This is a genomic window from Streptomyces sp. NRRL F-5135 (assembly GCF_000719775.1).
GTDB lineage: Bacteria > Actinomycetota > Actinomycetes > Streptomycetales > Streptomycetaceae > Streptomyces > Streptomyces hebeiensis.
This window is the reverse complement of record NZ_JOHR01000001.1, coordinates 687,241-712,898: the sequence shown is the minus strand read 5'-3', so window position 1 is coordinate 712,898 and position 25,658 is coordinate 687,241. Positions and strand designations below refer to the sequence as shown.

The following is a 25,658-nucleotide window of genomic DNA, read 5'->3' as shown; positions in this document are numbered from 1 at the left end:
CGGCGGAGCGGCCGTCAGCTCAGCAGGCTCGGGGCCGCCCGGTCCAGGACCGAGCCCACCCGTTCCCAGGTCGCCAGGTCACGCTCCACCGGCTCCAGTTCCGGGCCCTCGCCCGCCCGCCAGGAACGCGCGATCGCCACCGGGTCCTCGCCCGTGGCCGCGCCCGCCGCCAGCGCCGCCGCGCCGAGGGCGACCAGCTCGCCGTTCTCCGGAACGATCAGCGGGCGCCCCGAGAGCCGTCGTACCGTCTCGACCCACGTCCGGCCCTGGGCGCCGCCGCCGACCAACCGCAGGGGCCGGGCCGCCACCGCCGGATCGGCCGGGTCCAGACCACAGGCGCGCAGCACCTCGTCCAGCGCGCGCAGCACCGTCACCGCCGCCCCCTCGTAGGCCGCGCCCAGCAGCTGCTGCGGGGTGGTGTCATGGCGCAGCCCGGTCAGCAGGCCGGACGCCGTCGGCAGATCGGGGGTGCGCTCGCCGTCCAGGTACGGCAGCAGTACGGCCTCGCCGCCCGGCAGCGCGTCCTCGCGGTCGAGCCGGAGCAGGGCGGCGACCTTGTCCACGGCCAGCGTGCAGTTGAGGGTGCAGGCGAGCGGCAGGTACGTGCCGTCGGCCGCGGCGAACCCGGACAGCGCGGGGGAGCCGGGGCGGGTGCGGGTCGCGGCGAAGACCGTGCCCGACGTGCCGAGGCTGAGCACCGGGTGGTCCAGCAGTCCGTCGCCCCCGAACCCCAGGCCGACCGCCGCGCTCATGTTGTCACCGGTGCCCGCGGCCACCGCGATGCCCGGCGGCAGGCCCAGCTCCGCCGCCGAGCCGGCGGTGAGCGTGCCGACGCGGGTGGCGCCGGTCCCGGCGACGGCCGGCAGCAGGTCGGCGTCCAGCCCGAGCAGCGCGAGCAGTTCCGCGTCGTACTCGCCGGTGGCCGTCGAGTACCAGCAGGTGCCCGAGGCGTCGCCCGGATCGGTGGCGGCGGTGCCCGCGAGCCGCTCGGTGAGGAAGTCGTGCGGCAGCCGGACGGCGGCGGTGGCCTCGGCGATCGCCGGGTCGTTCTCCCGCAGCCACTGCCACTTCGACGCCGTCATCGAGGCCACCGGCACCGAGCCGGTCCGCGCCGTCCAGGCGTCCGGGCCGCCGAGCGCCTCGGTGAGGGCGGCGGCCTGCGGGGCCGAACGCGTGTCGTTCCACAGCAGCGCCGGGCGCAGCGGCCGGCCCGTACGGTCCAGCACCACCAGCCCGTGCTGCTGGCCCGCGACCGCGATCCCCGTCACGGCCGAGGCGTCGGTCCCGGACTCCTTCAGCCCGGCGGCGACCGCCTCGCGCAGCGCGTGCCACCACACCTCCGGATCCGTCTCGCGAGCGCCCCCCTCACCGGTGACCCGGTGCGGGGCGCGGCCCACGCCGAGCAGCCGTCCGGTCGCGGCATCCGTGAAGGCGGCCTTCGTGGACTGCGTGGAGCTGTCGACGCCGATCACGACCGGGCTCTGTGTCATGGGGCCTACCTCTTCCTGACGGGCGTACCGGACTCACCGGACCCACCGGCTCCGCTGATGCCACGGCTCCGCCGCATGACGGGCCGCGAAGCGTGGGAGATTGCCTTTTGGACTGCCGGCAACAAATTACGCGATGGCCCGGCGCGCGGGAACGGGGGTGGCGGTCATCCGCCGTAGCCGTGCGGTGTACCGCGATGGGAGGAGTCTGCCCACCCGGTCGCATCAGGGGGTTTTCCGGACCGGCCCTCATGTGCATCATTAGTCATGTCAGGAAACAAAAGGCCGGGCGGGTGCCCTGGCCACGAGGCGTCGAAGGCGGCCAGCGAATGACGGAGCGTTTCATCCCCACCCCCGAGGACAAGTTCAGCTTCGGTCTGTGGACGGTGGGCTGGCAGGGCAGGGACCCGTTCGGCGACGCGACCCGGCCGGCCCTGGACCCCGTCGAGTCCGTCCGGCGCCTGGCCGAGCTGGGGGCGTACGGCGTGACCTTCCACGACGACGACCTGTTCCCGTTCGGCTCGTCCGACACGGAGCGCGAGTCGCACGTCAAGCGCTTCCGGCAGGCGCTGGACGCGACCGGGATGGTCACGTCCATGGTGACCACCAACCTCTTCACCCACCCGGTCTTCAAGGACGGCGCGTTCACCGCCAACGACCGCGACGTCCGCCGCTTCGCCCTGCGCAAGACCCTGCGCAACATCGACCTCGCGGCCGAACTGGGCGCGCGTACCTTCGTGGCCTGGGGCGGCCGGGAAGGCGCCGAGTCGGGTGCCGCGAAGGACGTACGGGTCGCGCTGGACCGGATGAAGGAGGCCTTCGACCTGTTCGGCGAGTACGTCACGGAACAGGGCTACGACCTCCGGTTCGCCATCGAGCCCAAGCCCAACGAGCCGCGCGGCGACATCCTGCTGCCCACCGTCGGGCACGCGCTGGCCTTCATCGACCGCCTGGAACGGCCGGAGCTGTACGGCGTCAACCCGGAGGTCGGCCACGAGCAGATGGCGGGCCTGAACTTCCCGCACTCCATCGCGCAGGCCCTGTGGTCCGGGAAGCTCTACCACATCGACCTCAACGGCCAGAACGGCATCAAGTACGACCAGGACCTCCGCTTCGGCGCGGGCGACCTGCGCGCCGCCTTCTGGCTGGTCGACCTGTTGGAGAGCGCGGGCTGGGACGGCTCGCGCCACTTCGACTTCAAGCCGCCGCGCACCGAGGACTTCGACGGGGTGTGGGCGTCCGCGGCGGGCTGCATGCGCAACTACCTGATCCTCAAGGAGCGCGCCGCCGCCTTCCGCGCCGACCCGGAGGTCCAGGAGGCGCTGCGAGCCTCCCGGGTGGACGAGCTGGCCCAGCCCACGGCCCCGGAGGGCCTGGCGGGCCTGCTGGCCGACCAGGCGGCGTACGAGGACTTCGATGTGACGGCGGCGGCGGAGCGGGGCATGGCCTTCGAACGGCTGGACCAACTGGCGATGGACCACCTGCTCGCAGCGCGCTGAGGGGCCCCCTTTTTTAGAGGCTCGGTTCGCCTCCGGGGCGCCCGTGACGTCTCGGGTGTGCACGTCCGCCTGGCCGGGGCGCCTGATACGTCCCGGTCAGGCACGTCCGCCGGCGAGTGAGCCGAAGGGGCGCGCCGCTGTCGAAAGGGAGGCTGTGCTCGATATGCGGCTCCGCCGCGCGGGCAAACCGAGCACGGTCGACCGTCGACAGTGCCCGCGGCCGGAGGCCGCTGATGGGTACAGCGAGCGCCTCGGAGGCGAACCGAGCCCTCAAAAAAGGGCCCGCGCGCGGCGGTCAGTGAACGTTCCGGCTTCCGTCGGGGGTTCCCGGCCCGGGCTCGCCGGATACACGTGACCCGTACGCCACCGGGTCCGCCAGAACCCCCCGCACCACCAGTCCCGCCGCCCCCCGCGCCGCGTCGCCCGCCGAGGAGGACGCGCGGAGCCGGCCGCCCGCGGGGGGCCAGAGGCCCGAGACCGTGCGGGAGGTCAGTTCCCGGTCGGCGGACGGGGACAGCCAGGGCATCAGCTCCCGGTAGATCCCGCCCAGCACGACCGCTTCCGGGTCGACGAGGTTCACCGCGCCCGAGACCACCCGGCCCAGCATCGTCCCGGCCCGCTCGACGGCCGCCACGGCGCGTGCCTCGCCCGCGCGGACCCGGCGTTCCAGCTCCGCCAGGCCCGGCGCGCCCGCGTCCTCGTCGATGCCCGCCGTGCGCAGCAGGGCCGACTGGCCCGCGTACTGCTCCAGGCAGCCGCGCGAACCGCACCGGCACCGCGGGCCCGACGCGTCGGCCACCACGTGGCCGATCTCCCCGGCGAACCCGTGCGCGCCGCGCAGCAGTTCACCGTCCAGCACCAGCGCGCCGCCCACCCCGATCTCGCCGGTCAGGTAGAGGAACGTACGGATCGGGCCGAGGCCGCCGAACCACAGCTCGGCCAGCGCCGCCAGGTTCGCCTCGTTGTCGGAGCTCACCGGCAGAGCGGGCGCGGCGGGCCGCAGCCGGGCGAGTGCCCGCGCGAACAGGTCCTCGGCCGGCACCCGGTTCCAGCCCAGATTCGGTGCCTGGCGGACCGTGCCGTCCGACACCAGCCCCGGCAGGGCCAGCTGGGCCCCCACCGGCCGCAGCCCCTGTTCGGCGGCCGACTCCAGGGTCCGCGCCGCGATGGTGGCGGCGCGGGCCAGTACGCGGTCCGGTGGGGCCCCGCGGTTGTCCAGGTGCTCGGTCAGCCGTACCCGGTCCGTACCGGCCAGGTCGACCACGCACACCGACACGTAGTCGATATTGATCTCGATCCCGATTCCCGCGGGACCGGAGCGGGTCACTTTCAGTACGGTGCCGGGCCGTCCGGCCTGTCCGCTGAACGTCTTGCCGGACTCGGACAGGAAGCCGCTGTCCAGCAACTGCTCGACCAGTGACGACACGGCGGCCCGGGTGAGCCCGACCCGGGCCGCCACGCCGGCCCTGGTCGCCTCGCCCTCGTCCCGTACCGCCCTCAGCACAAGGCTGAGGTTGTGCCGGCGGACGGTCTCCTTGTCGGCCTTGGGGCCGAGGGGGGCGTGGTTGGTGTTCATCGCGCGAAAAGCCTATGCGATCGGCCCGCAGGGCCCCGGGCCGGATCTCGGCCGAGGACCGCCCCCGGACCGCCCCGGACCGCGGTGCCGTTCCGCCGCGGTCCCGCGGTCCCGCGGTGCCGCGGTGCCTCGGACGCTCGGCCGCGGGACGCTCAGCCGCGCTGCGGCGCCGGGACCGGCGGCCGTGGCGACCAGGCCGGAGCCGTCCCCGAGAGCTGGCAGACCATCAGGTAGAAGGGGATCGGGGGGGTGTACGGGGTCGAGTCGTCGGGCCAGTGGATCAGCCGGGGGTGTGCCGCGGGCACCGTCGTCCCCGTCACGTACCGGGCCGGTGCCGGCCAGGCCAGGTCGAGGTCCGAGCCCGAGGGAACGATCCACCACCACCAGTCGGCGTCGGCGAACACGCAGCCCGTCCGGGGCAGCCGTGCCATCAGCCGGAAGCCGTGCCGCTCCGGGACGCCCACCGCGTCACAGCCCAGCGAGGCGGGCAGGGTGGGCGGCAGCGGGAGTTCGGCCCCGCGTGGCGCGGCCGGGGCGGCCGGGGTGGTCTCCCGTCGGCCGCGGCCGAGACGGTGCAGCGCGGTCCTCAGCACGGTGGCTCCGTCCGATGTGGGGTACGGGGGGCGCGGCGCGGCGGCTGCGTACCGTACGACGGCGCCGCCCGGTGTGTTTCCTTCCGAACCGTTTCGGCGCGGACGGCTTCCGCCCGGACCGATTCCGTGCGGACGGCTTCCGCCCGGACCGGTTCCTTCCGAACCGTTTCTGTACGGACCGTTTCCCCCCGAACCGGTTCCGTGCGGCGCCGGCTCTCCGTCCGGCCGGGTTCCGCCCCGCGCTGCTGCGGGAGTTGCGGCTGGACCTGTCGGCGTGGCTCGGCCTGCCGCTGCGGCTCGGCGGGCTGCCGGCGCGGCTCGGGCTGCTGGAGCGCCTCGCACGGCAGCTCGGCCCACACCACACGGCCGGGCCCGTATCCCGAGGTGTCGTGCGTCCCCCAGCCGCTGCACACCGCGTCCACCAGGAGCAGTCCCCGTCCCGATTCCCCCTCGCCCGCCGCGGGACGGTGCAGCTGCGGTCCCGTCGGCCCGTATCCCTGGTCCTCCACCGCGATCCGCAGCAGGCCCCCGCCGTCCCGCAGCTCGCAGATGACGTGGTCCCCGGCGGTGTGCACGACCGCGTTGGTCACCAGCTCGGACACCACGAGCACGGCCGTCTCGCAGATGTCCCCGGATATCTCCCAGCGGGTGAGCCGGTCGAGGGTGAGCTGTCTGGCACGGCCGACGGACTCCGCGTGCGCGGGCAGTTGGAACCCGTAGCGGCGGACAACGTTGCCGGGGCACAGGGCGGCGAGCTGGGGACTGAGTGCATTACCAGGTGCCACGACCGATTTCCTCACGGTGGGGGAGCGGTCACCGGACGGGGTGCTCGCGCAAGCGGAGCCGGGTAACCGCGTGAACTGGTTCACCCGATCACTCTCCACCCGCCGGAGACACTTGGCAAGTGGCACTCTGAAAAATTCAGAGTGACGTGTGCTTAGGCTTGGATGCATGGCAGACTGCTGCCAACCGTGCGTGGGGAGGTCCCGAAGTGAGCGAACCGCGGTCCGCCCCGACCGTCGGTCAGGTCGTGCTCGGCAAGCGTCTCCAGGACCTGCGCGAGCGGGCCGGCCTCCGCCGCGAGGAGGCGGCGAAGCTGCTGCGCGTGGCTCCCGCGACCATCCGCAGGATGGAGACGGCCGAGGTCGCTCTCAAGATCCCTTATGTGCAGGTGCTGCTCAGGGGCTACGGGATCACGGAATGCGAGGTCGACTCGTTCGTCGAGCTCACCGAGGAGGCCAACAAGCCCGGCTGGTGGCAGCGGTTCCACGACATCCTGCCGGACTGGTTCAGCATGTACGTCTCCCTGGAGGGCGCGGCTTCCCTCCTGCGGAGTTACGAGCCGCACTTCGTTCCCGGGCTGCTCCAGACCGAGGCGTACGCCCGCGCGGTGATGCGCGCGGGTGCCGTCGGGGAGAGCCGGCCGGAGGACATCGAGCGCCATGTGGCGCTCCGGATGGAACGCCAGTCGCTCCTGCTCCGCGAGGACGCGCCCCGGTTCTGGGCCGTCCTGGACGAGACCGTCCTGCGCCGGCCGGTGGGGGACGACCCGGACATCATGCGGGAGCAGATCGACCGCCTGCTCGACGCGTCGGCCCTGCCCAACGTGACCCTTCAGATCGCGGAGTTCTCCGCCGGGCACCACCCGGGCACCTACGGGCCGTTCGTCATCTTCCGCTTCGCGGTACCCGAACTGCCGGACATGGTCTACAGCGAGTACCTCACGGGCGCCGTCTACCTGGACGCGCGTCCCGAGGTGGCCACTCACCTGGAGGTCATGGACCGGATGGCGGCGCAAGCCGCGACTGCACAACGCACGAAGGAGATCCTCAGGGATGTCCGCAAGGAGCTGTGAATGGATCCCATATACAACGGCATGCCCGCCGCTGAACTCGGTGCCGAAGGCTGGCGCAAACCGTGGAGCGGTGGCAACGGCGGCAACTGCATCGAGGCCATGAAGCTGGCCGACGGCAGAGTCGCCGTGCGCCAGTCAGCCGACCCTGACGGCCCCGCTCTGATCTACACCACCGGTGAGATAGCCGCATTCATCCAAGGTGCGAAGTCGGGGCAGGCGGACTTCCTCCTCACCTGACCGTACGCACCTGACCGCTTGACCCAAGGGCCGGATCCGGTCCTCGGCGGGGGCCGGATCCGGCCCGAACCGCTCAGCCTGATCATCACTCACGGTCACAATACGGCCACTCGGCCCGGTGAATCTCGCACTATCGGCACTCTGAGTGACAGCTCCACCGCAGTAAGCCTGTTCAACTCCCGCGCACCGCAGCGCACCCTCGTCGCCCCCAGGCCCGGCTCCCAGCTCCGGCCCGGCCCCGGTCCGACGCGGGACCGCTCCGGGCCCGGCCCCGCTCCTGCCGCCACCTCCAGCTCCACCTCCAGCTCCCGCTCCCGCTCCAGACCCTGCTCCCGCTCCCGCTCTCAGCTCCAGTGCACGCACCACCCGCTCACCGATCCTGGGATTCCACACCTCATGGAGCGCACCATGACCGTGCATGAACCGATGCATGACTCGACGCGTGATCCGGCACACGACCCCGCGTATGACCTCGCGTACGACCTCGCGCGCGATCCGCTGGACCTCGTCAGCCGGGCGTTCCGGGACCGCGCCGTGCGCTGGCTGGGCGCCGAGGGCGGCGTGCGGCAGTACCTCGACATCGGTACCCGCGTCCCCACCGAGCCGGGCCTCCACCGCGTCGTCCAGGAAGCCGGGCCCGGCTCACGGGTCCTGCACACCGGCGGTGAGCCGCTCGCCCTCCGGTACGCCGAGGCGCTCCTGGGCGGCGGCTCCGCGGCCGTGACGGAGTACGCCCAGGCCGATGCCCGCGACCCGGAGGCCGTCGTCGAGGCGGCCGGCAAGGTGCTGGACCTCGGCCGGCCCGTCGCCCTCCTCCTGCTCGCGCGGCTGCACTTCATCTCCGACGAGGACGGCGCGTACGACCTCGTGCGCAGGCTGCTCGAGCCGCTGGCACCGGGCAGCTTCCTGGTGCTCTCCCACGCGACCGGCGACTTCGACAGGGCGGACAGGGCGGGCGCGGAGCCGGAGGGGGCACCGTACGAGCAGGCGGCGCACGAGCGCTGGCGGCCGGCGCCGGCCGCCCGGTCCCGGGAGGAGTTCGCCAGGTTCTTCAAGGGACTCGAACTGGTCGAGCCGGGCATCACCCTGGCCGCCGACTGGCGTCCGGACCCCGGTGGGCCCGTAGCGGCTCCCGGCCATGATCCCGTCGCGGGCTACGTGGGCGTGGCGCGCACGCTCTGAGCCGACGGGGCCGGACGGGGCCGGTCACGGACGCGGCGTCGCGACACCTTCAGGTGTGCCGCGGCGCCGCGTCCGTCGTACTCCGGAGCGCGGGACCGCCCCACAGGCCCACAGGCCGTGCGCCCTTTGGCGCGGGACCGTCAGGCGCCCACCCGGCGCTTGTTCCAGACGTCGAAGCCCACGGCGGCCAGCAGCACCAGCCCCTTGATGACCTGCTGGTAGTCCGTCCCGATGCCCACCAGCGACATACCGTTGTTGAGGACACCGAGGACCAGGCCGCCGATGATCGCCCCGAACACCGTTCCGACGCCGCCGCTCATCGACGCACCGCCGATGAACGCCGCCGCGATGGCCTCCAGTTCGAAGTTGATGCCGGCCTGCGGCACACCCGCGTTGAGCCGGGCCGCGTACACGACGCCGGCCAGCGCCGCGAGGACGCCCATGTTGACGAACACCAGGAACGTGACGCGCTTGTCCTTGACGCCGGACAGCTTCGCCGCGGCCTGGTTGCCGCCCAGCGCGTAGACATGACGGCCCACCACGGCGTTGCGCATCACATAGCCGAAGCCGAGAAGCAGCGCCGCGAGCAGCAGCAGGACCACCGGCACTCCCCGGTAGCTGGCCAGCGTCATCGTGAACGCGAGCACGGCCGCGGCCAGCGCCACGCACTTGGCCAGGAACAGGTTGCGCGGCAGCACCTCCAGGTCGTACGCCTTCTGCCTACGGCGGTCGCGGACCTCCTGGACCAGGGCGAACGCCAGCAGCGCCAGTCCCAGCAGCAGCGTGATGTTGTGGTAATTGGTGTTCGGCCCGACTTCCGGCAGATAGCCCGTGGCTATCTTCTGGAAGCCCTCGGGGAACGGGCCGAGCGAGCGCGACCCGAGGAAGATCTGCGTACCGCCCCGGAAGAGGAGCATCCCGGCGAGGGTGACGATGAACGACGGAATGCCCAGATACGCGATCCAGAAGCCCTGCCAGGCCCCCGCGATCGCCCCGATGACCAGTCCGATGGCCAGGGCAAGGACCCAGGGCATGTCGTGTTCGACCATCATCACCGCGCAGGCGGCGGAGACGAACGCGGCGAGCGAGCCCACCGAGAGGTCGATGTGGCCCGCGATGATGACGATCATCATGCCGATGGCCAGGACCAGGATGTAGCTGTTCTGGAGGACCAGGTTGGTGACGTTGTTCGGTTTGAGGAGGACCCCGTCGGTCCATATCTGGAACAGGATGACGATCAGGGCGAGCGCGACGAGCATCCCGTACTGCCGCATGTTGCGGCGCGCGGCGTCCAGCAGCAGTTCCGCCGTGCCGCGTCCCGCCGGGCGCGGTGTGGGCGGGGTGTCCTTCGGTGTGTCGCCCCTCGATGTGGCGGTGGTGACCGGAGCCATCTTCGACTACCTCGTAATCTTGGTCATATGGCGCATCAGGACTTCTTGAGTCGCGTCCGCCCGGGAGATCTCGCCGGTGAGCCGCCCGGCCGCCATCGTGTAGATGCGGTCGCACATGCCGAGCAACTCGGGGAGTTCGGATGAGATGAAGACAACGGCCTTGCCCTGCGCGGCGAGCTGGTCGATGACGGTGTAGATCTCGTACTTCGCGCCGACGTCGATCCCGCGCGTGGGCTCGTCCAGGATCAGCACCTCGGGACCCGCGAAGATCCATTTGCTGAGGACGACCTTCTGCTGGTTGCCGCCGGAGAGCCGGCCGACCTGCTCGAAGACGGTCGGCGCCTTGATGTTCATGCTCTTGCGGTACGACTCGGCGACCCGGGTCTCCTCGTGCTCGTCGACCACCCCGCGCCGGGCGACCTTGGACAGGGCGCCCAGGGTGATGTTCCGGCCGATGGTGTCGATGAGGTTGAGCCCGAACTGCTTGCGGTCCTCGGTGACATAGGCGATGCCGTGCTGGACGGCCTCCGGCACGGTCCTGGTCTGGATCCGCTCCCCGTCCTTGAAGACCGAACCGCTGATGTTCCGGCCGTAACTGCGCCCGAAGACACTCATCGCCAGTTCCGTGCGGCCGGCGCCCATCAGACCCGCGATACCGACGATCTCGCCCCTGCGCACCTCGAACGAGACGTTGTCCACGACCTTGCGCTGCTGGTCGATGGGGTGGTGCACGGTCCAGTCGACCACCTCGAGGGCGGGGCGCGCCCCTGCCTCGCCCTCGTAGGGGGTGCGGTCGGGGAAGCGGTTGTCCAGGTCGCGGCCGACCATGCCCCGGATGATCCGGTCCTCGGTGGTCGAGGCGGCCTTGACATCGAGGGTCTCGATGGTCCTTCCGTCGCGGATGATGGTGACCGAGTCGGCCACCTCCGCGATCTCGTTGAGCTTGTGCGAGATGATGATCGAGGTGATTCCCTGGTCCTTCAACTCGCCGATCAGGCGCAGCAGCTGGGCGCTGTCGGAGTCGTTGAGCGCCGCCGTCGGCTCGTCCAGGATCAGCAGCTTCACCTCCTTGGCCAGCGCCTTGGCGATCTCCACCAACTGCTGCTTGCCCACGCCGATGTCGGCGACCCGGGTCTGCGGGTGTTCGTCCAGACCCACCCGCTTGAGCAGCGCGGCGGCGTGCCGCAGTGTCTCGTTCCAGCTGATGAAGCCCCGGGTGGCGTGCTCGTTGCCGAGGAAGATGTTCTCGGCGATCGACAGGTAGGGCACCAGCGCGAGTTCCTGATGGATGATCACGATGCCCTGCGCCTCGCTGGCCCGGATGTCCCGGAAGGCGCAGGGGGTGCCCTCGAAGAGGATCTCCCCCTCGTAACTCCCGTGCGGGTGGACGCCGCTGAGCACCTTCATGAGGGTGGACTTGCCCGCGCCGTTCTCCCCGCAGATGGCGTGCACCTCCCCCGGGGCCACGGTCAGCGTGACGTCGGAGAGCGCCTTGACCCCGGGGAAGGTCTTGACGATGGAGCGCATCTCCAGGACAGGTGCGGTCACTTCAGGTCACTCGCCTTGATGTAGCCGGAGTCCACCAGTTCCTTCTGGTAGTTGCTCTTGTCGACGCTGACCGGCTTCAGCAGGTACGCCGGGACGACCTTGGCCTTGTTGTTGTACGACTTCTCGTCGTTGACCTCGGGCTTCTTGTCGTTCAGCAGGTCGTCGGTCATCGAAGCGGCCGTCTTGGCCAGCAGGCGGATGTCCTTGAAGACCGTCATGGTCTGCTGGCCCGCCGCGATCGACTTGATCGACTGGACCTCGGCGTCCTGCCCGGTGACCAGCGGGTAGGGCTTCGCGGCCGTGCCGTAGCCGTCGGACCTGAGCGCCGACAGGATGCCGATCGAGATGCCGTCGTACGGCGAGAGGACCGCGTCCAGCTTCTCGGACCCGTACGCCCTGGTCAGCAGGTCGTCCATGCGCTTCTGGGCGGTTCCGCCGTCCCAGCGCAGGGTGGTGATCTGGTTCAGCTTGTCCTGGCCGCTGCGGATGACGAGCTGCTTGCTGTCGATGTACGGCTTGAGCACCTTCATCGCGCCGTTGAAGAAGTAGCCCGTGTTGTTGTCGTCCGGGGAGCCGGCGAAGAGCTCGATGTTGAACGGGCCCTTCTCGCCGCTCTTCAGCCCCAGCTTCTCCACCAGGTACGTGGCCTGGAGGACACCGACCTTCTCATTGTCGAAGGACGCGTAGTAGTCGACGTTCTTGGTGCCGAGGATCAGCCGGTCGTACGAGATGACCTTGATGTCCTGGTCGGCGGCCTGCTGGAGGACGTCGCTGAGCGCGCTGCCGTCGATGGCGGCGACGATCAGCACGTCCACGCCCTTGGTGATCATGTTCTCGATCTGGGCGACCTGCTGGGCAACGTTGTCTTCCCCGTACTGGAGGTCGGTCTTGTAACCGAGCTTCTTGAGCTCCGTGACAACGTTGTTTCCGTCCGCGATCCACCGCTCGGACGACTTGGTCGGCATCGCGATGCCGACGGTGGATCCCTTCCCGCCCTTCTCCTCCTTGCCGCCGCCGTCGCTGTTCTGCCCGCAGGCGGCGAGGGAGAGGACGAGGGAGACTGCGGTGAGGGCGAGAGCGGCCCTGTTCCTGCGCATGAGGTTCATCAGTCCTTGATCAGTGGTCGATGGTCAGTGGTCAGTGGTCAGTGGCGTCGGTCACGGGAAAACGCCTGAGAGGGCCCGGCAGCCGGGAGCCGAGCGGCGACATGCCGCCGTCGGCGCCGTGCCGGGCCAGCAGATCGAGGACCAGCCGTCCCCGGCGCACCCGCTCGCGGGCGCTGCTCAGGGCAGTGTCGCGGAGTTGGGCGCCGTAGGGATAGATGCCGGGGGACTTCGACAGGCCGAACTTGAGATAGAGCGGGGAACCACGGCGGATCAGCTCGGCCGCCTCGTACATCCGCACGTAGCCGCCGAGGTCGTCCGGTGCCTCGATGTAGAGGTCCATGGGAGCGCCGCTGGTACGGCGGATCTCGGTGAGCTGAGCGAGCGTCAGGTCCGACGGGATGTTGATCGAGTCGGCGCCGAGCCGCTCGAAGACCGCGTACGACGCCGGGTTCACCGGGCCGATCAGCGCCGAGACCTTGAACGTGGTGTCGGCCGGGAGCACGCCCCGCTCGCGCAGCCGGTGCAGGGTCCACAGCACCCCCTCGTCCGCGACCAGGAGGCATTTCACCCCGAGTCCGGTGGCGCGCACGGCGTCCTCGACACAGCCGGCCAGCGCGCTGTGGCCGCGTGCCCGCAGGCCGGCGCCGCCGGAGTCCGTACGGGTCGAGGCGCCGGTGTCCCAGGTGCCGCGCGGCCCGGTGAACAGGCACAGCTCGATGTCGCGGGAGGCGCAGGCGTCGACCATCTCGGTGATGTCGGCGTCGGAGAGCATCCACACGCCGCTGCCCTGGCTGACACGGTGGATCGGCACGTCGAGACGGGAGGACTCCTTGAGCACCTCGGCGAGGCTCTCGGGGCCTTCCACGGACGGGATCTCGGTGCGCCATCCGCCGCCGTCGGGGAAGGCGTGCGGGGAGGTGTCCGCGGGGTTGTCGTCGGGTGCGGCCAGGCCGAGGGAGGCGAGCGCCTGGTCACCGGGGCGGCGCGGGTCGGGGGCTGATGCGTCGGTCACGGGCGAGTCCTTCGGTCGGGGTCCTGCGCGGAGGGATCGGGGGCCGGGGGGCCGGGAGGCGAGCCGTGCGGTACGGGTCGTACGGCGGTCGCGGGACCGGCCTGTTCGGCCGGTTCGGCCGTCGCACGGGCCGGGGTGGCGCCGCGGGGGCGGCCGCCGGCGGTGGGTCGTGGCGGGTGGCGGGTGGCGCGGGGTCGTGCGGGTCGGGTCGGTACGGAGCCGGGGAGCCGGTACGGAGTCGGCGCCGGGAAAGCGGGGCGGTCGGGGCGGGCCCGGTCCCGCTGGACCCGGCCGGTCCGGCCCGGGAGCGGCGCCCGGCGGGGCGGGGTCGCCCCGGCCGGCCGGTCAGGGGCGGAGCAGCACCTTGCCGGTGCCGGGATCACCCCCGCCCACCAGTGCCATCGCCTCCTCGAACCTCTCCAGCGGCAGTTCGTGCGTCACCAGCGGCCCCGGGTCGAGCAGCCCGCCGGTGAAGGCCCGTACGGCGTACGACCAGGCGGCGGACGGCGCGCCGAAGACGCTCCGCACCGTCAGCTGATGCACCGACAGGTGCACGGGATCGATACCGGTGGCTCCCGCGGCGAACATCCCGGTCAGCACCACCCGGCCGCCGCGCCGGGCCAGCAGGCACGACGAGGCGGCCGTCGTGGCCGCCCCGGCCGTCTCCACCACCAGGTCGTACGCGCCGCGCAGTCGCCCGGCCTCCTCCGGGTCGAGGGCGCCGGTGGCGCCGGACTCCCGGGCGACACGGCCCCGTTCGGCCCGTGGGTCGATCACGGTCAGCTCGCCGGGGGAGGAGGCCGCGAGCAGTTGAACGGCCAGCAGCCCGAGGGTGCCCGCGCCGACGACCGCGATCCGCTCGCCCGGCTCCGGGCGCCCGGACCGTACCGCGGCCGCCACCACGGCGGCCGGCTCCAGCAGGGCGGCGGCCCGCAGGTCGGCGTCGTCGGCGAGGAGGTGCAGCAGCCGGGCCGGGACGAGTACGTGGTCGGCGAACGCCCCCGGCCGGGTGAAGCCGGTCTCCTCGTACCCGGCGGTGCACAGCGAGGTCTCGCCCTCCCGGCAGCGCGCGCACCGGCCGCAGGCCCGGAATCCCTCGGCGACCGTCCGGCGGCCGATCAGCTCCGGGTCGACACCCTCGCCGACCGCCTCGACGGTTCCCGACCACTCGTGGCCGGGGGTGATCGGGTAGCGGACATAGCCGGGGGCACGGCGGCCGTCGTACAGCTCACGGTCGCTCATACAGACCCCGGCCGCGGCGACCCGTACCCGTACCTCGCCCGGGCCCGGCTCCGGCGTGTCGACGGCCACCAGGCGGTGCGCGCCGGGCCGGTCGACGACGACGGCCCGGCCGACGCCGCTCACGGCGCCGCCGGCCGTCCCGGCACGCGCCGTTCCGCCGCCGGCCGTCCCGCTCCGGACGGCGCCGCCGCCGGCCGTTCCGCCGCTCACCGGGAACCCTTCGGGTCCCGCTTCTCCCAGCCCTCGGCCCACAGGTCGAACCGCGCCTGCTGCTGCGGGAATTCGGCCGCGGCCTCGGCGTCGAACTCGACCCCGAGCCCCGGCGCGTGCGAGACCTCGAAGCAGCCCGTCGCGGGATCGACCTGGGGGGCGCCCTTCACCACCTTCTTGATGTCCGCGTCCGCGAAGTCGTTGAAGTGTTCGAGGATCTTGAAGTTCGGGGTGCAGGCGGCCACTTGCAGGCTCGCGGCCGTCAGCACCGAGCCGCCCACGTTGTGGGGCGCGATCAGCATGTAGTGCGTCTCCGCGGTCGCCGCCAGCTTCCGGGTCTCCAGGATGCCGCCGATGTGCCCCACGTCGGGCTGGATGATGTCGGCGGCCTGGGACTCGAACAGCTCGCGGAACTCGATCCGGTCATGGATGCGTTCACCGGTCGCGACCGGCAGGTCCACCCGCTCGGCGACCTTGGCGAGCGCCTTCAGGTTCTCCGGCGGTACGGGTTCCTCCAGCCAGGCCGGGGAGTACGGCGCCAGCTCGCGCGCCATCCGGATCGCGGTCGCCGGGCTGAACCGGCCGTGCATCTCCAGCATCAGCTCGGCCTCGGGCCCGATCGCGTCCCGCACGGCCTCGATCAGCGCGACCGCCTCGTTGCTCGCGGCCCGGTCCAGCTCGAAGTGCCCGGTCCCGAACGGGTCGATCTTCAGGGCCCGGTAGCCGCGCGCGATCACGGCTTCGGCCGCCTTGTGGTACGCCTCCGGGGTACGCTCCGTCGTGTACCAGCCGTTCGCGTACGCCTTGACCCTGTCCGTCACCTTGCCGCCGAGCAACTGCCACACCGGAACGCCCAGTGCCTTGCCCTTGATGTCCCAGCACGCCATCTCCACGACCGCGACACCCGACATCACGATCTCTCCGGCCCGCCCGTAGTCGCCGTACTTCATCCGGCGGACGAGGTCCTCGACCGCGAACGGGTCGGAGCCCTGGATGTGGTTGGCCTCGGCCTCCCGCAGATAGCCGACCAGCGCGTCGGTCCTGCCGAGCATGCGCGTCTCACCGACTCCGGTGAGACCCTCGTCGGTGTGGACCAGGACGTAGGTGAGGTTACGCCAGGGCGTACCGACCACATGTGTGCTGATTCCGGTGATGCGCACGGCAACTGCCCCTCGGTGTTCGGTATTTCGTCACACGTTCGAAATCGTGGCAGGACGGTATTCAGGCACGCCAGGGGGTGTCAATGGGTTGCGCGACGGTTAGCCTGTGTTCGTCATTCCGGCCGATGGCCGAAGTACCGAACGAGAAGGGGGGGCGGCCATGGGGCGACTGGTTCCCGCGGTGACGCGGGCCCTGGACATCCTCGAACTGTTCCTCGAGGGCGACGGCACGCTCACCGCGCCCGAGGTGATCCGCAGGCTCCAGCTGCCGCGCACCACGGTGCACGAGTTGCTCACCACACTCGCGGCCCGCTCCTACCTGGCGCCGGTCCCCGCGCAGCCCGGCCGCTACCGGCTCGGCGTGCGCGCGTACCAGCTCGGCAGCCGGTACGCGGAGCAGCTCGATCTGGCCGCCGAGGGGCGGCAGGTCGCCCGGGAGATCGCGCAGACCTGCGACGAGACCGTCCATGTCGCCATCCTGGAGGACACCGACGTCATCTACATCGCGAAGGTCGACTCCACGCACGCCGTCCGAATGGTCTCCGCCGCCGGGCGCAGGCTGCCCGCGCACTGCACCTCGGTCGGCAAGATGCTGCTCGCCTCGCTGCCCGAGGCCGAGCTGGAGGCACGGGTCGCGGAACACGACTTCGTTGCGATGACGCCCGCGAGCGTGACGGACCCGGTGGCGTTGCGGGCGGAGCTGGCGCGGATCCGGGAGCGCGGGATCGCGGTCGAGCACCGGGAGTCGAACCCGGACGTGAGCTGTGTGGCGGCGCCGGTCCGGGACAGCGCGGGCCGGGTCGTGGCGGCGCTGTCGATCTCGGTGCCGATGATCCGCTGGAGTGACGAGCGCGAGGAAGAGCTGGCTCAGCTGGCGGCGAAGGGCGCGGGCGCGCTCTCCGTACGCCTCGGATACAGGGGGCGGAAGTGAGCGCGAGCGCCGAGAGCCGCACCGGCACGACCACGGCCGTCCGGAGCGGACGGACCGGCCGGAGCGGCGGGTCCGGCTCCGCCGTTGTCGAGGTCGCCGTACGGGAAGAGGCCGTCCTGGGGGAGGGACCGGTGTGGGACGGCGCGGCCGGCCGCCTGCTGTGGGTGGACATCCTCTCCGCCCGTATCCACGGCTACGACCCCGCCTCCGGGCTCCGTACGGTCATGGCGACCGAACAGCACGTCGGCGCCGCCCTGCCGCGCGCCGGCGGGGGACTGGTGGTGAACCTCCGCGACGGCATCGGCCTCTACGGTCCCGACGGGGGCGCCTTCTCGTGGCTGGTCCACGACCCGGTGCCGGGGCGGCGCGGCAACGACGCGGCCGTCGCGCCCGACGGCGCGCTGTGGGCGGGGAGCATGCGCTACGACGAGGGCGCGGACGGCGGCGCGCTGGTCCGGGTGGCCCCCGGCGGCGCGGTCACCGAGGTGGCGAGCGCCACCATCAGCAACGGCACGGGGTGGAGCCCCGACGGCCGCACGATGTACTACATCGACACGCCCACCCGGCGCGTCGACCGGTTCACGGTCGACGGCGAACGGGTCACCGACCGGCGCCCCCTGGCGTCCGTGGAGGACGGCGCGGGTTCCCCCGACGGACTCACCGTCGACGCGGACGGCTGCGTCTGGGTGGCCCTCTGGGACGGCGGACAGCTGCGTCGCTACACGCCGCGCGGTGACCTGGACCGCACGGTCGACCTGCCCGTACGGCGCCCCACGTCGTGTGCGTTCGGCGGCCCGGATCTGCGCGATCTGTACATCACCACGGCCCGAACGGGCCTTCGCCGCCCGCACCCGTTGGCCGGCTCCCTGCTGGTGCTGCCGGGCGCGGGGCAGGGCCTGCCGGGCACCGCTTTCGCCGGCTGACCGGCACGGGGACGGGGACGGTGCCGGCGCCGGCCCGGGCACCGCCGTGCCTCGCGCCACGCGTCCGTGTGCGTCGCGGTGTCTCGTGCCGGGTGCCGGGCGTACTCCGTGCGGGGCGCGGGCCGGCGCGGCGTACCGGCACAATGGGCGCCATGTCCCGACGCTCCACCGGACCGGCGCGGTCCCGCCGTTCCCCGGTCACCGACACCTCGCCCTGCCCGTGCGGACCGCCGGGGAAGGACACGTACGGCGCCTGCTGCGGCCGGTTCCACCGGGGCGCCGCCGCGGCGCCCGACGCCGAGTCGCTGATGCGCTCCCGGTACAGCGCCTTCGTCGTACGCGACGAGTCGTACCTGCTCAGGACCTGGCACCCGGACAGCCGCCCGCCGGCCGTGGAGAGCGACCCCGCGACGCGGTGGACCGGGCTGGAGATCCTGGAGACCAGCGGCGGCAGCGCGTTCCACACCACCGCCACCGTCACCTTCCGCGCGCGCTTCACCCGTGACGGCGTACCGGACACCCTGCACGAGCGCAGCCGCTTCACCCGGCACGAGGGCGCCTGGGTCTACGTCGACGGCACGTACCCGGACTGAGAGGACCGGGCGGACGGAGCCCGCGCCTCCGGTGACACGTACGCGCATGACGGGTGCGTCGTGGTCACCGAGGGGCGTGGAGGTCACCCCGGCGGTGGTCTCAGCACCTCCGCCAGGTCGTAGCGCACCGGCTCCTCCAACTGCGCGTACGTACAGGACTCCGGCGTCCGGTCCGGGCGCCAGCGGCGGAACCGGGCCGTGTGCCGGAACCGGTCGCCCTCCATGTGGTCGTACGCCACCTCGCACACCCGTTCAGGCCGCAGCGGCAGCCACGACAGGTCCTTCGTCCCGGACCAGCGGCTCGGCGCGCCCGGCAGGCGCGCGGTCTCGTGCGCCGACTCCCGCGTCCACGCCGCCCACGGATGGCCCTCCGCCGACTCCATCCGCAGCGGTGCGAGTTCCTCGACCAGTTCAGCGCGGCGCTTCATGGGAAACGCGGCACAGACCCCGACGTGCTGCAGGACGCCGGCCGCGTCGTACAGGCCCAGCAGCAGCGAGCCCACCACCGGGCCGCTCTTGTGGTGCCGGTAGCCGGCCACGACGGTGTCCGCCGTGCGCTCGTGCTTCACCTTGTACATGGCCCGCACGTCCGGCCGGTACGGCAGGTCCAGGGGCTTGGCCACGATCCCGTCGAGCCCGGCGCCCTCGTAGCGCTCGAACCAGTCCCGGGCCAGCTCCGCGTCCGTGGTGGCCGGCGCCAGGTACACGGGCGGGCCGGCCACCGCCAGCGCGGCCTCCAGCGCCTCCCTGCGCGCCACGAGCGGCAGGTCGAGCAGCGCGGTGTCCCCGAGCGCCAGCAGATCGAACGCCACGAAGCTCGCCGGGGTGCGCTCGGCGAGCATCTCCACGCGGGACCTGGCCGGATGGATGCGCTCGGAGAGCCGGTCGAAGTCCAGCCGGTCGCCGTGCACGAGAACGATCTCGCCGTCCACCACACAGCGCTCGGGCAGCTCGGCCAGGAACGCCGCGACCAGTTCGGGGAAGTACCGCGTCAGGGACTTGCCGGTCCTGCTGCCGATCACCACCTCGTCGCCGTCACGGTGCACGATCGCGCGGAAGCCGTCCCACTTGCCCTCGTACTGCATCCCCGCCGGGATCCGCGCCACGGACGTGGCGAGCATGGGTTTCACTGGGGGCATCACCGGCAGGTCCATGCCCCGATTGTGCTCGGGAACGGAGGCGTCCGCCCGATGTGCGAACGTCCGGCGACCGGCCTAGCGTGACCCCCATGGGCGCGGCGGTGGAACTGGAGGCGGACGGCAGGACCGTACGGCTGTCCAGCCCCGACAAGGTCTACTTCCCGGAGCGCGGCTACACGAAGCTGGACGTCGCGCGGTACTACCTGGCCGTCGCCCCGGGCATCCTGCGCGCCCTGCGGGAGAGGCCCACCACCCTGGAGCGCTTCCCCGAGGGCGTCACGGGCGAGTCCTTCTTCCAGAAGCGCGCCCCCAAGAACCTGCCCGACTGGATCCCGACCGCCCGCATCGACTTCCCCAGCGGCCGCTCCGCCGACGAGATCTGCCCGACCGAGCCCGCCGCCGTGCTGTGGGCGGCCAACCTCGGCTGCCTCACCTTCCACCCGTGGCCGGTCCGCCGGGGCCGTACCGACCACCCCGACGAGCTGCGCATCGATCTCGACCCGCAGCCCGGCACGGACTTCGCGGACGCGGTCGTCGCCGCCCACGAACTCCACGCGTTCCTGACGGAGCAGGGCCTGGGCGGCTGGCTCAAGACCTCCGGCGGCCGGGGCCTGCACGTCTTCGTCCCCATCGAGCCGCGCTGGACCTTCACCGAGGTCCGCCGCTGCGCCATCGCCGTCGGCCACGAGCTGGAACGGCGGCTGCCCGGCCGGGTCACCACCGCCTGGTGGAAGGAGGAGCGCGGCGAGAAGATCTTCGTCGACTACAACCAGACCGCCCGGGACCGCACCATCGCCTCCGCCTATTCGGTGCGCCCTCGGCCGCACGCCCCGGTCTCCGCCCCGCTGCGCTGGTCGGAGCTGGACGACGTGGCACCCGAGGACTTCGACCTGTCCACCATGCCCGCGCGCTTCGCCCGGATGGGCGATGTCCACGCGGAGATGGACGACCGCCGGCACGGCCTGGAGGGGCTGCTGGAACTGGCGGACCGCTACGAACGCGACCACGGCCTCGGCGACAAGCCGTACCCGCCGGACTACCCGAAGATGCCGGGCGAGCCCAAGCGCGTCCAGCCGAGCCGCGCCCGCCGCGCGGACTCCTGACCGCGGACCCGGGCGCGGCGACAACGCGAGGTGCCCTTCCCGTACGTCACGTGACCGTACGGGAAGGGCACCTCGCTCACCGGGGAGCGTGGTCCGCGACGCTCCCCGAAACACGTGCTACAGCGCTCCTCACAGCTCCTGGATGCGGATGTTGCGGTACGAGATCACGTCCGACACGCCGTGGACCTGGAGCCCGACATAGCCGGAGGCGTACCGCCGGCCGTCCGTGCCCGGGTCGCCCGCGCGGGCCGGGTAGAAGCTCTGCCCGCCCACGTTGTCGAACTCGTTGATCACGACGCCGTTGCGCAGGATCGTGAAGTGCTGGCCGACCACGCGGACCTCGTAGTCGTTCCAGGTGCCCTTCGGGGTGACGCCGGCACCGCCGAGGCCCACCCGGTCGAAGCCGTAGACGGAGCCCGTCTTGTACATGTCGCCGTCGGGGCGGTCGAGGATCTGGATCTCGTGCCCGTAGTTGATGGCGACCCACTCGGGCCGGGACTCCTCCGGGTGGTCATGGACGTTCGGGAACCGGACGAAGACACCGCCGTTGGCGTTGCCGCTGCCCGGGGCGTCGTCGCGGAACTGGAGCTTGAGCGAGAAGTTCCCGTACTTGCGCTGCGGGAACCACAGCATCCCCATGCCGTCGACCTTCGTGCTGCTGGTGATGGCGCCGTCGGCGGAGAGATCGAACTTGCCGCCGCCCACGTGCTCCCACTTGGCCAGCGACTCGGCCGTGCCGTCGAACAGGTCACGGTAGCCCTCGGTCTGGCCGGGCTTGCCGATGCCGGACTCCCCGGCGGCCTCCGTGATCGCCGTGAACTCGCGCTCGTCGATCACGTTGTCCACGCGCAGCTTGTCCAGCACCGAGTCGACGTGCTTGAGGAAGAGGGCGTGCGAGGTCCACTCCTTCTCGTCCTCGATCAGCTCGTTGATGGTGCACCGGCTGCGGGTCAGCCGGTTCGGCACGCCGGAGTCGACCGTACCGACGATGACGGTCAGCCGCTCGTCGTACTCCGGGCAGTTGGGCGCCGGTACGCCGCCGCCCTGGGCGATGGTGAACGACGCCTTCCGGGCCTCGGCGGTGTTTCCCGCCTTGTCGGTGGCGCGGTAGGACAGCGCGTGGTAGCCGACCTTGTCCACGATCACGGGCGTGGTGTACGCGAGGTAGGGGCCGCCGTCGAGGGAGTACTCGATCTTCTCCACACCCGACTCGGTGTCGGTCGCGGACAGCGTCACCGTGGCGCTGGTGAGGTAGGCGCCGCTCGAGTTCTTCGTCCCGGACACCACCGCTCCGGTCACCGGCGGGGTCGTGTCCTTCACCGGCGGGGTCACCACCGTGAACGCCACGGACTTCGCCGCCGCCGCGTTGCCGGCCTTGTCGGTGGCCCGGTAACGGACCGTGTGCGTGCCGACGTCGTGCACCATCACCGGCGCGGTGTAGGGCTGCCACGGTCCGTCCGCCCCGAGCGCGTACTCGATGGTGTTGACGCCCGAACCCGTGTCGGAGGCGGTCACGGTGACCGTGGCCATCGACAGGTAGTTGCCCGCCTCGTCCTTCTCACCGCTCACGGTGGCCGAGGTCTCGGGCGGGTCCGTGTCGTCCGTCGGCGGGGGCACCACCGTGAAGTCGACGGACTTCTCGGCCGCCGCGTTGCCGGCCTTGTCGGTGGCGCGGTAACGGACGGTGTGCGTGCCGACCTGGTCGACCACCACCGGGGCGGTGTACGGCTGCCAGGGGCCGTCGGCCCCGACCGCGTACTCGGTGCTCGCCACCCCCGAGCCGTCGTCGGTCGCCGTCACCGTCACGGTGGCGGAGCCGACGTACGCGCCGTCGGCGTTCCGCTGGCCGTCGACCTTGGCCGAGGTCGTGGGAGCCTCGGTGTCCTCACCGGTGCCCTCGGTCACGGTCAGCACACCGGTCATCTGGCCATGACCCGGGATGGTGCAGCGGAAGCGGTACTTCCCGGGCGAGAGGTTGACCTCGAGGGTGTACTTGCCGCCGTTCGCGTCACCCGGGTTGGCCAGGATGTTCACCGCGACGTCGTTGTTGTACTCGGGGTCCGAGACGTCGAACGTCAGCGTGTGCGGCATCCCGGTGGTGTTGCCGGTGGCGGTGCTGTTCTCGAAGACGATCGTCGTCGGACCGGCCTGGGCGGTGGTGGGGAAGGACAGATAGCGGTCGATCGGGTCGCCCGCGGTCCAGGTGAGCACCTGGGCCGCGGCGGCCTTGCCGTCGTCCGTACGGTCGGCGGGCGCGGCGCCGGAGCGCCCGTACGCCGCCGTCGAGGTCAGCCCCAGCACCATCAGGAACGCGCCCAGCAGGGCCGTCCACAGGCGCACGGGCCGCCGCGTCGGCCCCGGGCGTGGCGGTCGGTGTCTCACTGCTCCACCTTTCTGACCAGGTCGGAGGCGGCCGGAGTCGAAGCGCCGCCCTTGTACGTCACACGCCACAGCGCGGACGCGCCGTCGGAGGTGAAGAAGCCGCGCCCGTAGTCCAGGACGTAGAGCGAGCCGTCCGGCGCGAACTTCCAGTCCATGAGGTTGCGGATGCCGCCCTGGCCCACCGGGATGATCTTCTTCAGGGATTCGGCGTGGACCGGCAGGCCGCCCTTGCCGACGGTCTTCGGGTCGGTCACCACCGCGTGGCGCGGGCTGCCGGCCGCGTCGTAGAAGTCACCGACGAACCACTTGCCGTCCCAGTACTGCGGCCACTTGTCGGCGCTCGCGCTCTGCGCGTCGTACCGGTAGACCGGACCGTTCATGGTCGCCTGGCCGCCGCCCTTGAGCCACGGCAGCAGGTACTTGGCCTCCTCCTGCTTGTAGCTGGGCACGCCGTTGGCGTCCCGCGGGTAGTCGGGGGCGCCGCCCTGCGGCGAGTACCAGATGGTGTTTCCGGTGACCGGCGGCAGGTTGACCAGTCCGTCGTTGTTCGGCGACTCGTTCTTCGGCGCGGCACAGTTGTACCAGCCCTGGGGCTTGGACGGGTCGGGCAGGCTGCGGTCCCGGTAGGGCTGGTTGTTGCCCATGCAGAACGGCCAGCCGTGGTTGCCCGCCTTGGTGATCGCGGCGAACGTGTCGTACTTGGCCGGGCCCCAGGTCGTGCTGGGCGCGCCCGCGTCGGGACCGACCCAGCCCGCGTACAGGGTGTCGGTCTGCTTGTCGACGAAGATCCGCGCGGGGTTGCGCACGCCCATCACGTAGATCTCGCCCCGCGTCTTGCCGCCGCCCTCGTCCTGCTCCTGGCCCGTGAACAGGTTGCCGGCGGGCAGGGTGTACGTGCCGTCCGGCTCCGGGTGGATCCGCAGGATCTTGCCGTTGAGGTTGTTGGTGTTGCCGGCGGTGCGGCGCGCGTCCGCGAAGGAGAGGCCCTTGTAGTTGGGCTGCGGGTTGTTGCCGGAGTAACCGTCGCTGAAACCGGAGGAGTTGTTGTCCCCGGTCGCGATGTAGAGGTTGTTCTTGGAGTCCCAGGCGAGGCCGCCGCCCGAGTGGCAGCAGCTGTGCACCTGCACCGGCCACTTGAGCAGGACCTTCTCGGAGGCGAGGTCCAGCTTGTTGGTCGCGAGGTCCAGGGTGAAGCGCGAGACGCGCCGCTCGGCGATCCGCGTGTCGCGGTTGAGCCCGGAGTGCGGGGTGTAGTGCAGGTACACCCAGCCGTTCGACTGGAAGGCGGGGTCCAGCTCGATACCGAGCAGCCCCTCCTCGACCTTGATCAGTTCCTCGCCGCCGCCCTTGTTGCCGAAGATCGTCAGCGCGCCCGCGAGCGTCACCTTCTTCGTCTTCGGGTCGTAGACGTGGATCTGGCCGAGGCCCTTGCCGATGTTCGGGTTGTTCCAGTCGGTCACCACGGGGGCGCTGTTGTCGCCGCCGCCGCGCCCGATGTAGAAGACCCGTCCGTCGGGCGCGGTGACCAGACCGTGCGGCTCGCCGATCTGGTCCTGCTGCCCCGGCTGGTTCGGCTGGGTGACGCGCTCCGCCTTGTAGTTGCCGTCGATCGTGGCCTTGCAGTCGGCCCGCGAGATCCGGCTGGTCCACAGCAGCGCGCCGCGCAGGTGGTCGCGGAAGTCGGTCTCGTCGTACGAGGCGGCCGTACCGCCCATCCCGGTGTAGAAGGACCGGCCGCCGTCGTAGTCACGGCACCACGAGACCGGGTGGTCGGCGCCGTTGGCCCCGGTGCCGGGCTGGTAGCTGCTCTCCCTGACGCGGGCGACGGTGTGCACCTTGCCGGTCGGGTTCGTCGCCCAGTTGAGCCACTTGTCCGGACGCTTCCACTCCAGGGGCAGGCTCTTGGTGGCCGGGTGGATCCGGTCACCGACCTCGACCGTGGCGCGCTGGACGTTCGTGGGGCTGGTCTTGGCGGGCCGGGCGCCGATCAGCTCGGTGAACCAGGCGGAGTACGGCTCGGTACGGGCGGCGTCGTGGACGCCGAGGAAGCCGCCGCCGGCCTCCATGTACGCCTCCAGGCCGGCCTCCTGCTCCGGGTCGAGCACGTCGCCGCCGCCCGTGAGGAAGACGACGGCGTTGTAGGAGCCGAGCCTCTTGGCATCGGTGAAGACCGAACCGTCGTCCGTGGCCTCGGTCTTGAAACGCTCGTTCCAGGGCCCCGAGAGGCCGATCGACTCGATCGCCTCGATGCCGGCGTTGACGACCGGTGACTCCTCGGTGGCCGACGCGTGGAAGACGAGGACCTTGACGTCGTCCCCGCCCGGAGGCGACGGCAGGGACAACGTTGTCGACGCCGGTTCCGGGTACGGTCTCGCCGTGGCGGCGTTACCGCCCAGCAGGGACGCCGCCATCGTGCCGGCCACCAGGGCCGCGGCCGCGGTACGCCTGGTTCTCGACCGGCGATGTGGTGCGCGCTGCATGTGTTCACC

Annotated in this window: 20 protein-coding genes and 1 pseudogene; 8 read left to right on the top strand and 13 right to left on the bottom strand. The window is 71.7% G+C overall.

The window, feature by feature from the left end; all coding sequences use genetic code 11:
• Window positions 1-14: 14 nt before the first annotated feature.
• On the bottom strand, window positions 15-1,490 hold the full coding sequence (gene xylB / locus IG02_RS0103230) for a xylulokinase (protein WP_030741495.1): 1,476 nt from the start codon (window positions 1,488-1,490) through the stop codon (window positions 15-17).
• A 326-nt stretch (window positions 1,491-1,816) separates the two neighbouring features.
• Between xylB and xylA the strand changes: the two genes are divergently transcribed.
• Window positions 1,817-2,986 (top strand): xylose isomerase, encoded by a 1,170-nt coding sequence (xylA, locus tag IG02_RS0103225; RefSeq protein WP_030741492.1) that lies wholly within the window; start codon window positions 1,817-1,819, stop codon window positions 2,984-2,986.
• 295 nt (window positions 2,987-3,281) lie between these two features.
• On the opposite strand, the gene IG02_RS0103220 is transcribed toward xylA, so the two are convergent.
• The 3 genes and pseudogenes from IG02_RS0103220 to IG02_RS42495 form a co-directional block, all read right to left on the bottom strand.
• Window positions 3,282-4,562 (bottom strand): ROK family protein, encoded by a 1,281-nt coding sequence (locus IG02_RS0103220; RefSeq protein WP_078854137.1) that lies wholly within the window; start codon window positions 4,560-4,562, stop codon window positions 3,282-3,284.
• Between the two features lie 152 nt (window positions 4,563-4,714).
• Window positions 4,715-5,155 (bottom strand): hypothetical protein, encoded by a 441-nt coding sequence (locus IG02_RS0103215; protein WP_030741486.1) that lies wholly within the window; start codon window positions 5,153-5,155, stop codon window positions 4,715-4,717.
• 326 nt (window positions 5,156-5,481) lie between these two features.
• Window positions 5,482-5,940 (bottom strand): annotated as a pseudogene (locus IG02_RS42495) (ATP-binding protein); the annotation flags it as partial.
• A gap of 206 nt (window positions 5,941-6,146) precedes the next feature.
• Here IG02_RS42495 and IG02_RS0103205 point away from each other — a divergent pair.
• The 3 genes from IG02_RS0103205 (at window position 6,147) to IG02_RS0103195 (ending at window position 8,429) form a co-directional block, all read left to right on the top strand.
• Window positions 6,147-7,010, top strand: a complete 864-nt coding sequence (locus IG02_RS0103205) for a helix-turn-helix domain-containing protein (protein ID WP_030741481.1) — start codon at window positions 6,147-6,149, stop codon at window positions 7,008-7,010.
• A complete protein-coding gene (locus tag IG02_RS0103200; RefSeq protein ID WP_030741478.1) occupies window positions 7,011-7,247 on the top strand; it encodes a DUF397 domain-containing protein in 237 nt (78 codons plus the stop codon).
• Between the two features lie 408 nt (window positions 7,248-7,655).
• Window positions 7,656-8,429: an SAM-dependent methyltransferase gene (locus IG02_RS0103195; RefSeq protein ID WP_051764342.1), complete on the top strand. Its 774-nt coding sequence runs from the start codon at window positions 7,656-7,658 to the stop codon at window positions 8,427-8,429.
• A 140-nt stretch (window positions 8,430-8,569) separates the two neighbouring features.
• On the opposite strand, the gene mmsB is transcribed toward IG02_RS0103195, so the two are convergent.
• The 6 genes from mmsB to IG02_RS0103165 all read right to left on the bottom strand — a co-directional run bounded on the left by mmsB (window position 8,570) and on the right by IG02_RS0103165 (window position 16,098).
• Window positions 8,570-9,820, bottom strand: a complete 1,251-nt coding sequence (mmsB, locus tag IG02_RS0103190) for a multiple monosaccharide ABC transporter permease (protein ID WP_030741471.1) — start codon at window positions 9,818-9,820, stop codon at window positions 8,570-8,572.
• A gap of 6 nt (window positions 9,821-9,826) precedes the next feature.
• Entirely contained in the window at window positions 9,827-11,368 is a 1,542-nt protein-coding gene (mmsA, locus tag IG02_RS0103185) for a multiple monosaccharide ABC transporter ATP-binding protein (RefSeq protein ID WP_107055508.1), read from the bottom strand.
• Window positions 11,365-12,465 carry a multiple monosaccharide ABC transporter substrate-binding protein gene (chvE, locus tag IG02_RS0103180; protein ID WP_030741468.1) on the bottom strand — a complete coding sequence of 367 codons (1,101 nt, stop codon included), beginning with the start codon at window positions 12,463-12,465 and terminating at the stop codon, window positions 11,365-11,367. Before chvE ends, mmsA begins: the two co-directional genes overlap by 4 nt.
• Window positions 12,466-12,505: 40 nt before the next feature.
• Entirely contained in the window at window positions 12,506-13,486 is a 981-nt protein-coding gene (locus IG02_RS0103175; RefSeq protein WP_030741466.1) for a hypothetical protein, read from the bottom strand.
• A 345-nt stretch (window positions 13,487-13,831) separates the two neighbouring features.
• The gene (locus tag IG02_RS0103170) at window positions 13,832-14,851 is read right to left on the bottom strand and encodes a zinc-dependent alcohol dehydrogenase (protein ID WP_030741463.1); all 1,020 of its coding nucleotides are present in this window, start codon (window positions 14,849-14,851) and stop codon (window positions 13,832-13,834) included.
• Window positions 14,852-14,934: 83 nt separating this feature from the next.
• Window positions 14,935-16,098, bottom strand: a complete 1,164-nt coding sequence (locus IG02_RS0103165; RefSeq protein ID WP_030741460.1) for a mandelate racemase/muconate lactonizing enzyme family protein — start codon at window positions 16,096-16,098, stop codon at window positions 14,935-14,937.
• Between the two features lie 160 nt (window positions 16,099-16,258).
• Here IG02_RS0103165 and IG02_RS0103160 point away from each other — a divergent pair, with 160 nt between their 5' ends.
• From IG02_RS0103160 to IG02_RS0103150, 3 genes are all read left to right on the top strand, one after another.
• Entirely contained in the window at window positions 16,259-17,029 is a 771-nt protein-coding gene (locus IG02_RS0103160; RefSeq protein ID WP_030741455.1) for an IclR family transcriptional regulator, read from the top strand.
• A gap of 116 nt (window positions 17,030-17,145) precedes the next feature.
• On the top strand, window positions 17,146-17,952 hold the full coding sequence (locus IG02_RS0103155; protein ID WP_030741452.1) for an SMP-30/gluconolactonase/LRE family protein: 807 nt from the start codon (window positions 17,146-17,148) through the stop codon (window positions 17,950-17,952).
• A 152-nt stretch (window positions 17,953-18,104) separates the two neighbouring features.
• Window positions 18,105-18,545 (top strand): YchJ family protein, encoded by a 441-nt coding sequence (locus IG02_RS0103150; RefSeq protein WP_030741450.1) that lies wholly within the window; start codon window positions 18,105-18,107, stop codon window positions 18,543-18,545.
• Between the two features lie 83 nt (window positions 18,546-18,628).
• Here the strand turns inward: IG02_RS0103150 and IG02_RS0103145 are convergent, their stop codons facing one another.
• Complete coding sequence (locus IG02_RS0103145; protein WP_030741448.1) at window positions 18,629-19,699, bottom strand: ATP-dependent DNA ligase; 1,071 nt, start codon at window positions 19,697-19,699, stop codon at window positions 18,629-18,631.
• A gap of 74 nt (window positions 19,700-19,773) precedes the next feature.
• Here IG02_RS0103145 and ligD point away from each other — a divergent pair, with 74 nt between their 5' ends.
• A complete protein-coding gene (gene ligD / locus IG02_RS0103140; RefSeq protein ID WP_030741445.1) occupies window positions 19,774-20,787 on the top strand; it encodes a non-homologous end-joining DNA ligase in 1,014 nt (337 codons plus the stop codon).
• A 129-nt stretch (window positions 20,788-20,916) separates the two neighbouring features.
• Here ligD and IG02_RS0103135 read toward each other — a convergent pair whose 3' ends face one another.
• Both IG02_RS0103135 and IG02_RS0103130 read right to left on the bottom strand, forming a co-directional pair.
• Window positions 20,917-23,091, bottom strand: coding sequence for an OmpL47-type beta-barrel domain-containing protein (locus tag IG02_RS0103135; RefSeq protein WP_030741442.1), 2,175 nt, complete (start codon window positions 23,089-23,091; stop codon window positions 20,917-20,919).
• A 74-nt stretch (window positions 23,092-23,165) separates the two neighbouring features.
• A complete protein-coding gene (locus IG02_RS0103130) occupies window positions 23,166-25,649 on the bottom strand; it encodes a ThuA domain-containing protein (protein WP_078854178.1) in 2,484 nt (827 codons plus the stop codon).
• Window positions 25,650-25,658: the final 9 nt, after the last annotated feature.

Bases quoted from the DNA above. Each gene is read 5' to 3' on its own strand.
- xylB (WP_030741495.1), bottom strand. From the start codon at position 1,490: ATGACACAGAGCCCGGTCGTGATCGGCGTCGACAGCTCCACGCAGTCC.
- xylA (WP_030741492.1), top strand. From the start codon at position 1,817: ATGACGGAGCGTTTCATCCCCACCCCCGAGGACAAGTTCAGCTTCGGT.
- IG02_RS0103220 (WP_078854137.1), bottom strand. From the start codon at position 4,562: ATGAACACCAACCACGCCCCCCTCGGCCCCAAGGCCGACAAGGAGACC.
- IG02_RS0103200 (WP_030741478.1), top strand. From the start codon at position 7,011: ATGGATCCCATATACAACGGCATGCCCGCCGCTGAACTCGGTGCCGAA.
- IG02_RS0103195 (WP_051764342.1), top strand. From the start codon at position 7,656: ATGACCGTGCATGAACCGATGCATGACTCGACGCGTGATCCGGCACAC.
- mmsB (WP_030741471.1), bottom strand. From the start codon at position 9,820: ATGGCTCCGGTCACCACCGCCACATCGAGGGGCGACACACCGAAGGAC.
- chvE (WP_030741468.1), bottom strand. From the start codon at position 12,465: ATGCGCAGGAACAGGGCCGCTCTCGCCCTCACCGCAGTCTCCCTCGTC.
- IG02_RS0103160 (WP_030741455.1), top strand. From the start codon at position 16,259: ATGGGGCGACTGGTTCCCGCGGTGACGCGGGCCCTGGACATCCTCGAA.
- IG02_RS0103150 (WP_030741450.1), top strand. From the start codon at position 18,105: ATGTCCCGACGCTCCACCGGACCGGCGCGGTCCCGCCGTTCCCCGGTC.
- IG02_RS0103145 (WP_030741448.1), bottom strand. From the start codon at position 19,699: ATGGACCTGCCGGTGATGCCCCCAGTGAAACCCATGCTCGCCACGTCC.
- ligD (WP_030741445.1), top strand. From the start codon at position 19,774: ATGGGCGCGGCGGTGGAACTGGAGGCGGACGGCAGGACCGTACGGCTG.
- IG02_RS0103135 (WP_030741442.1), bottom strand. From the start codon at position 23,091: ATGGTGCTGGGGCTGACCTCGACGGCGGCGTACGGGCGCTCCGGCGCC.
- IG02_RS0103130 (WP_078854178.1), bottom strand. From the start codon at position 25,649: ATGCAGCGCGCACCACATCGCCGGTCGAGAACCAGGCGTACCGCGGCC.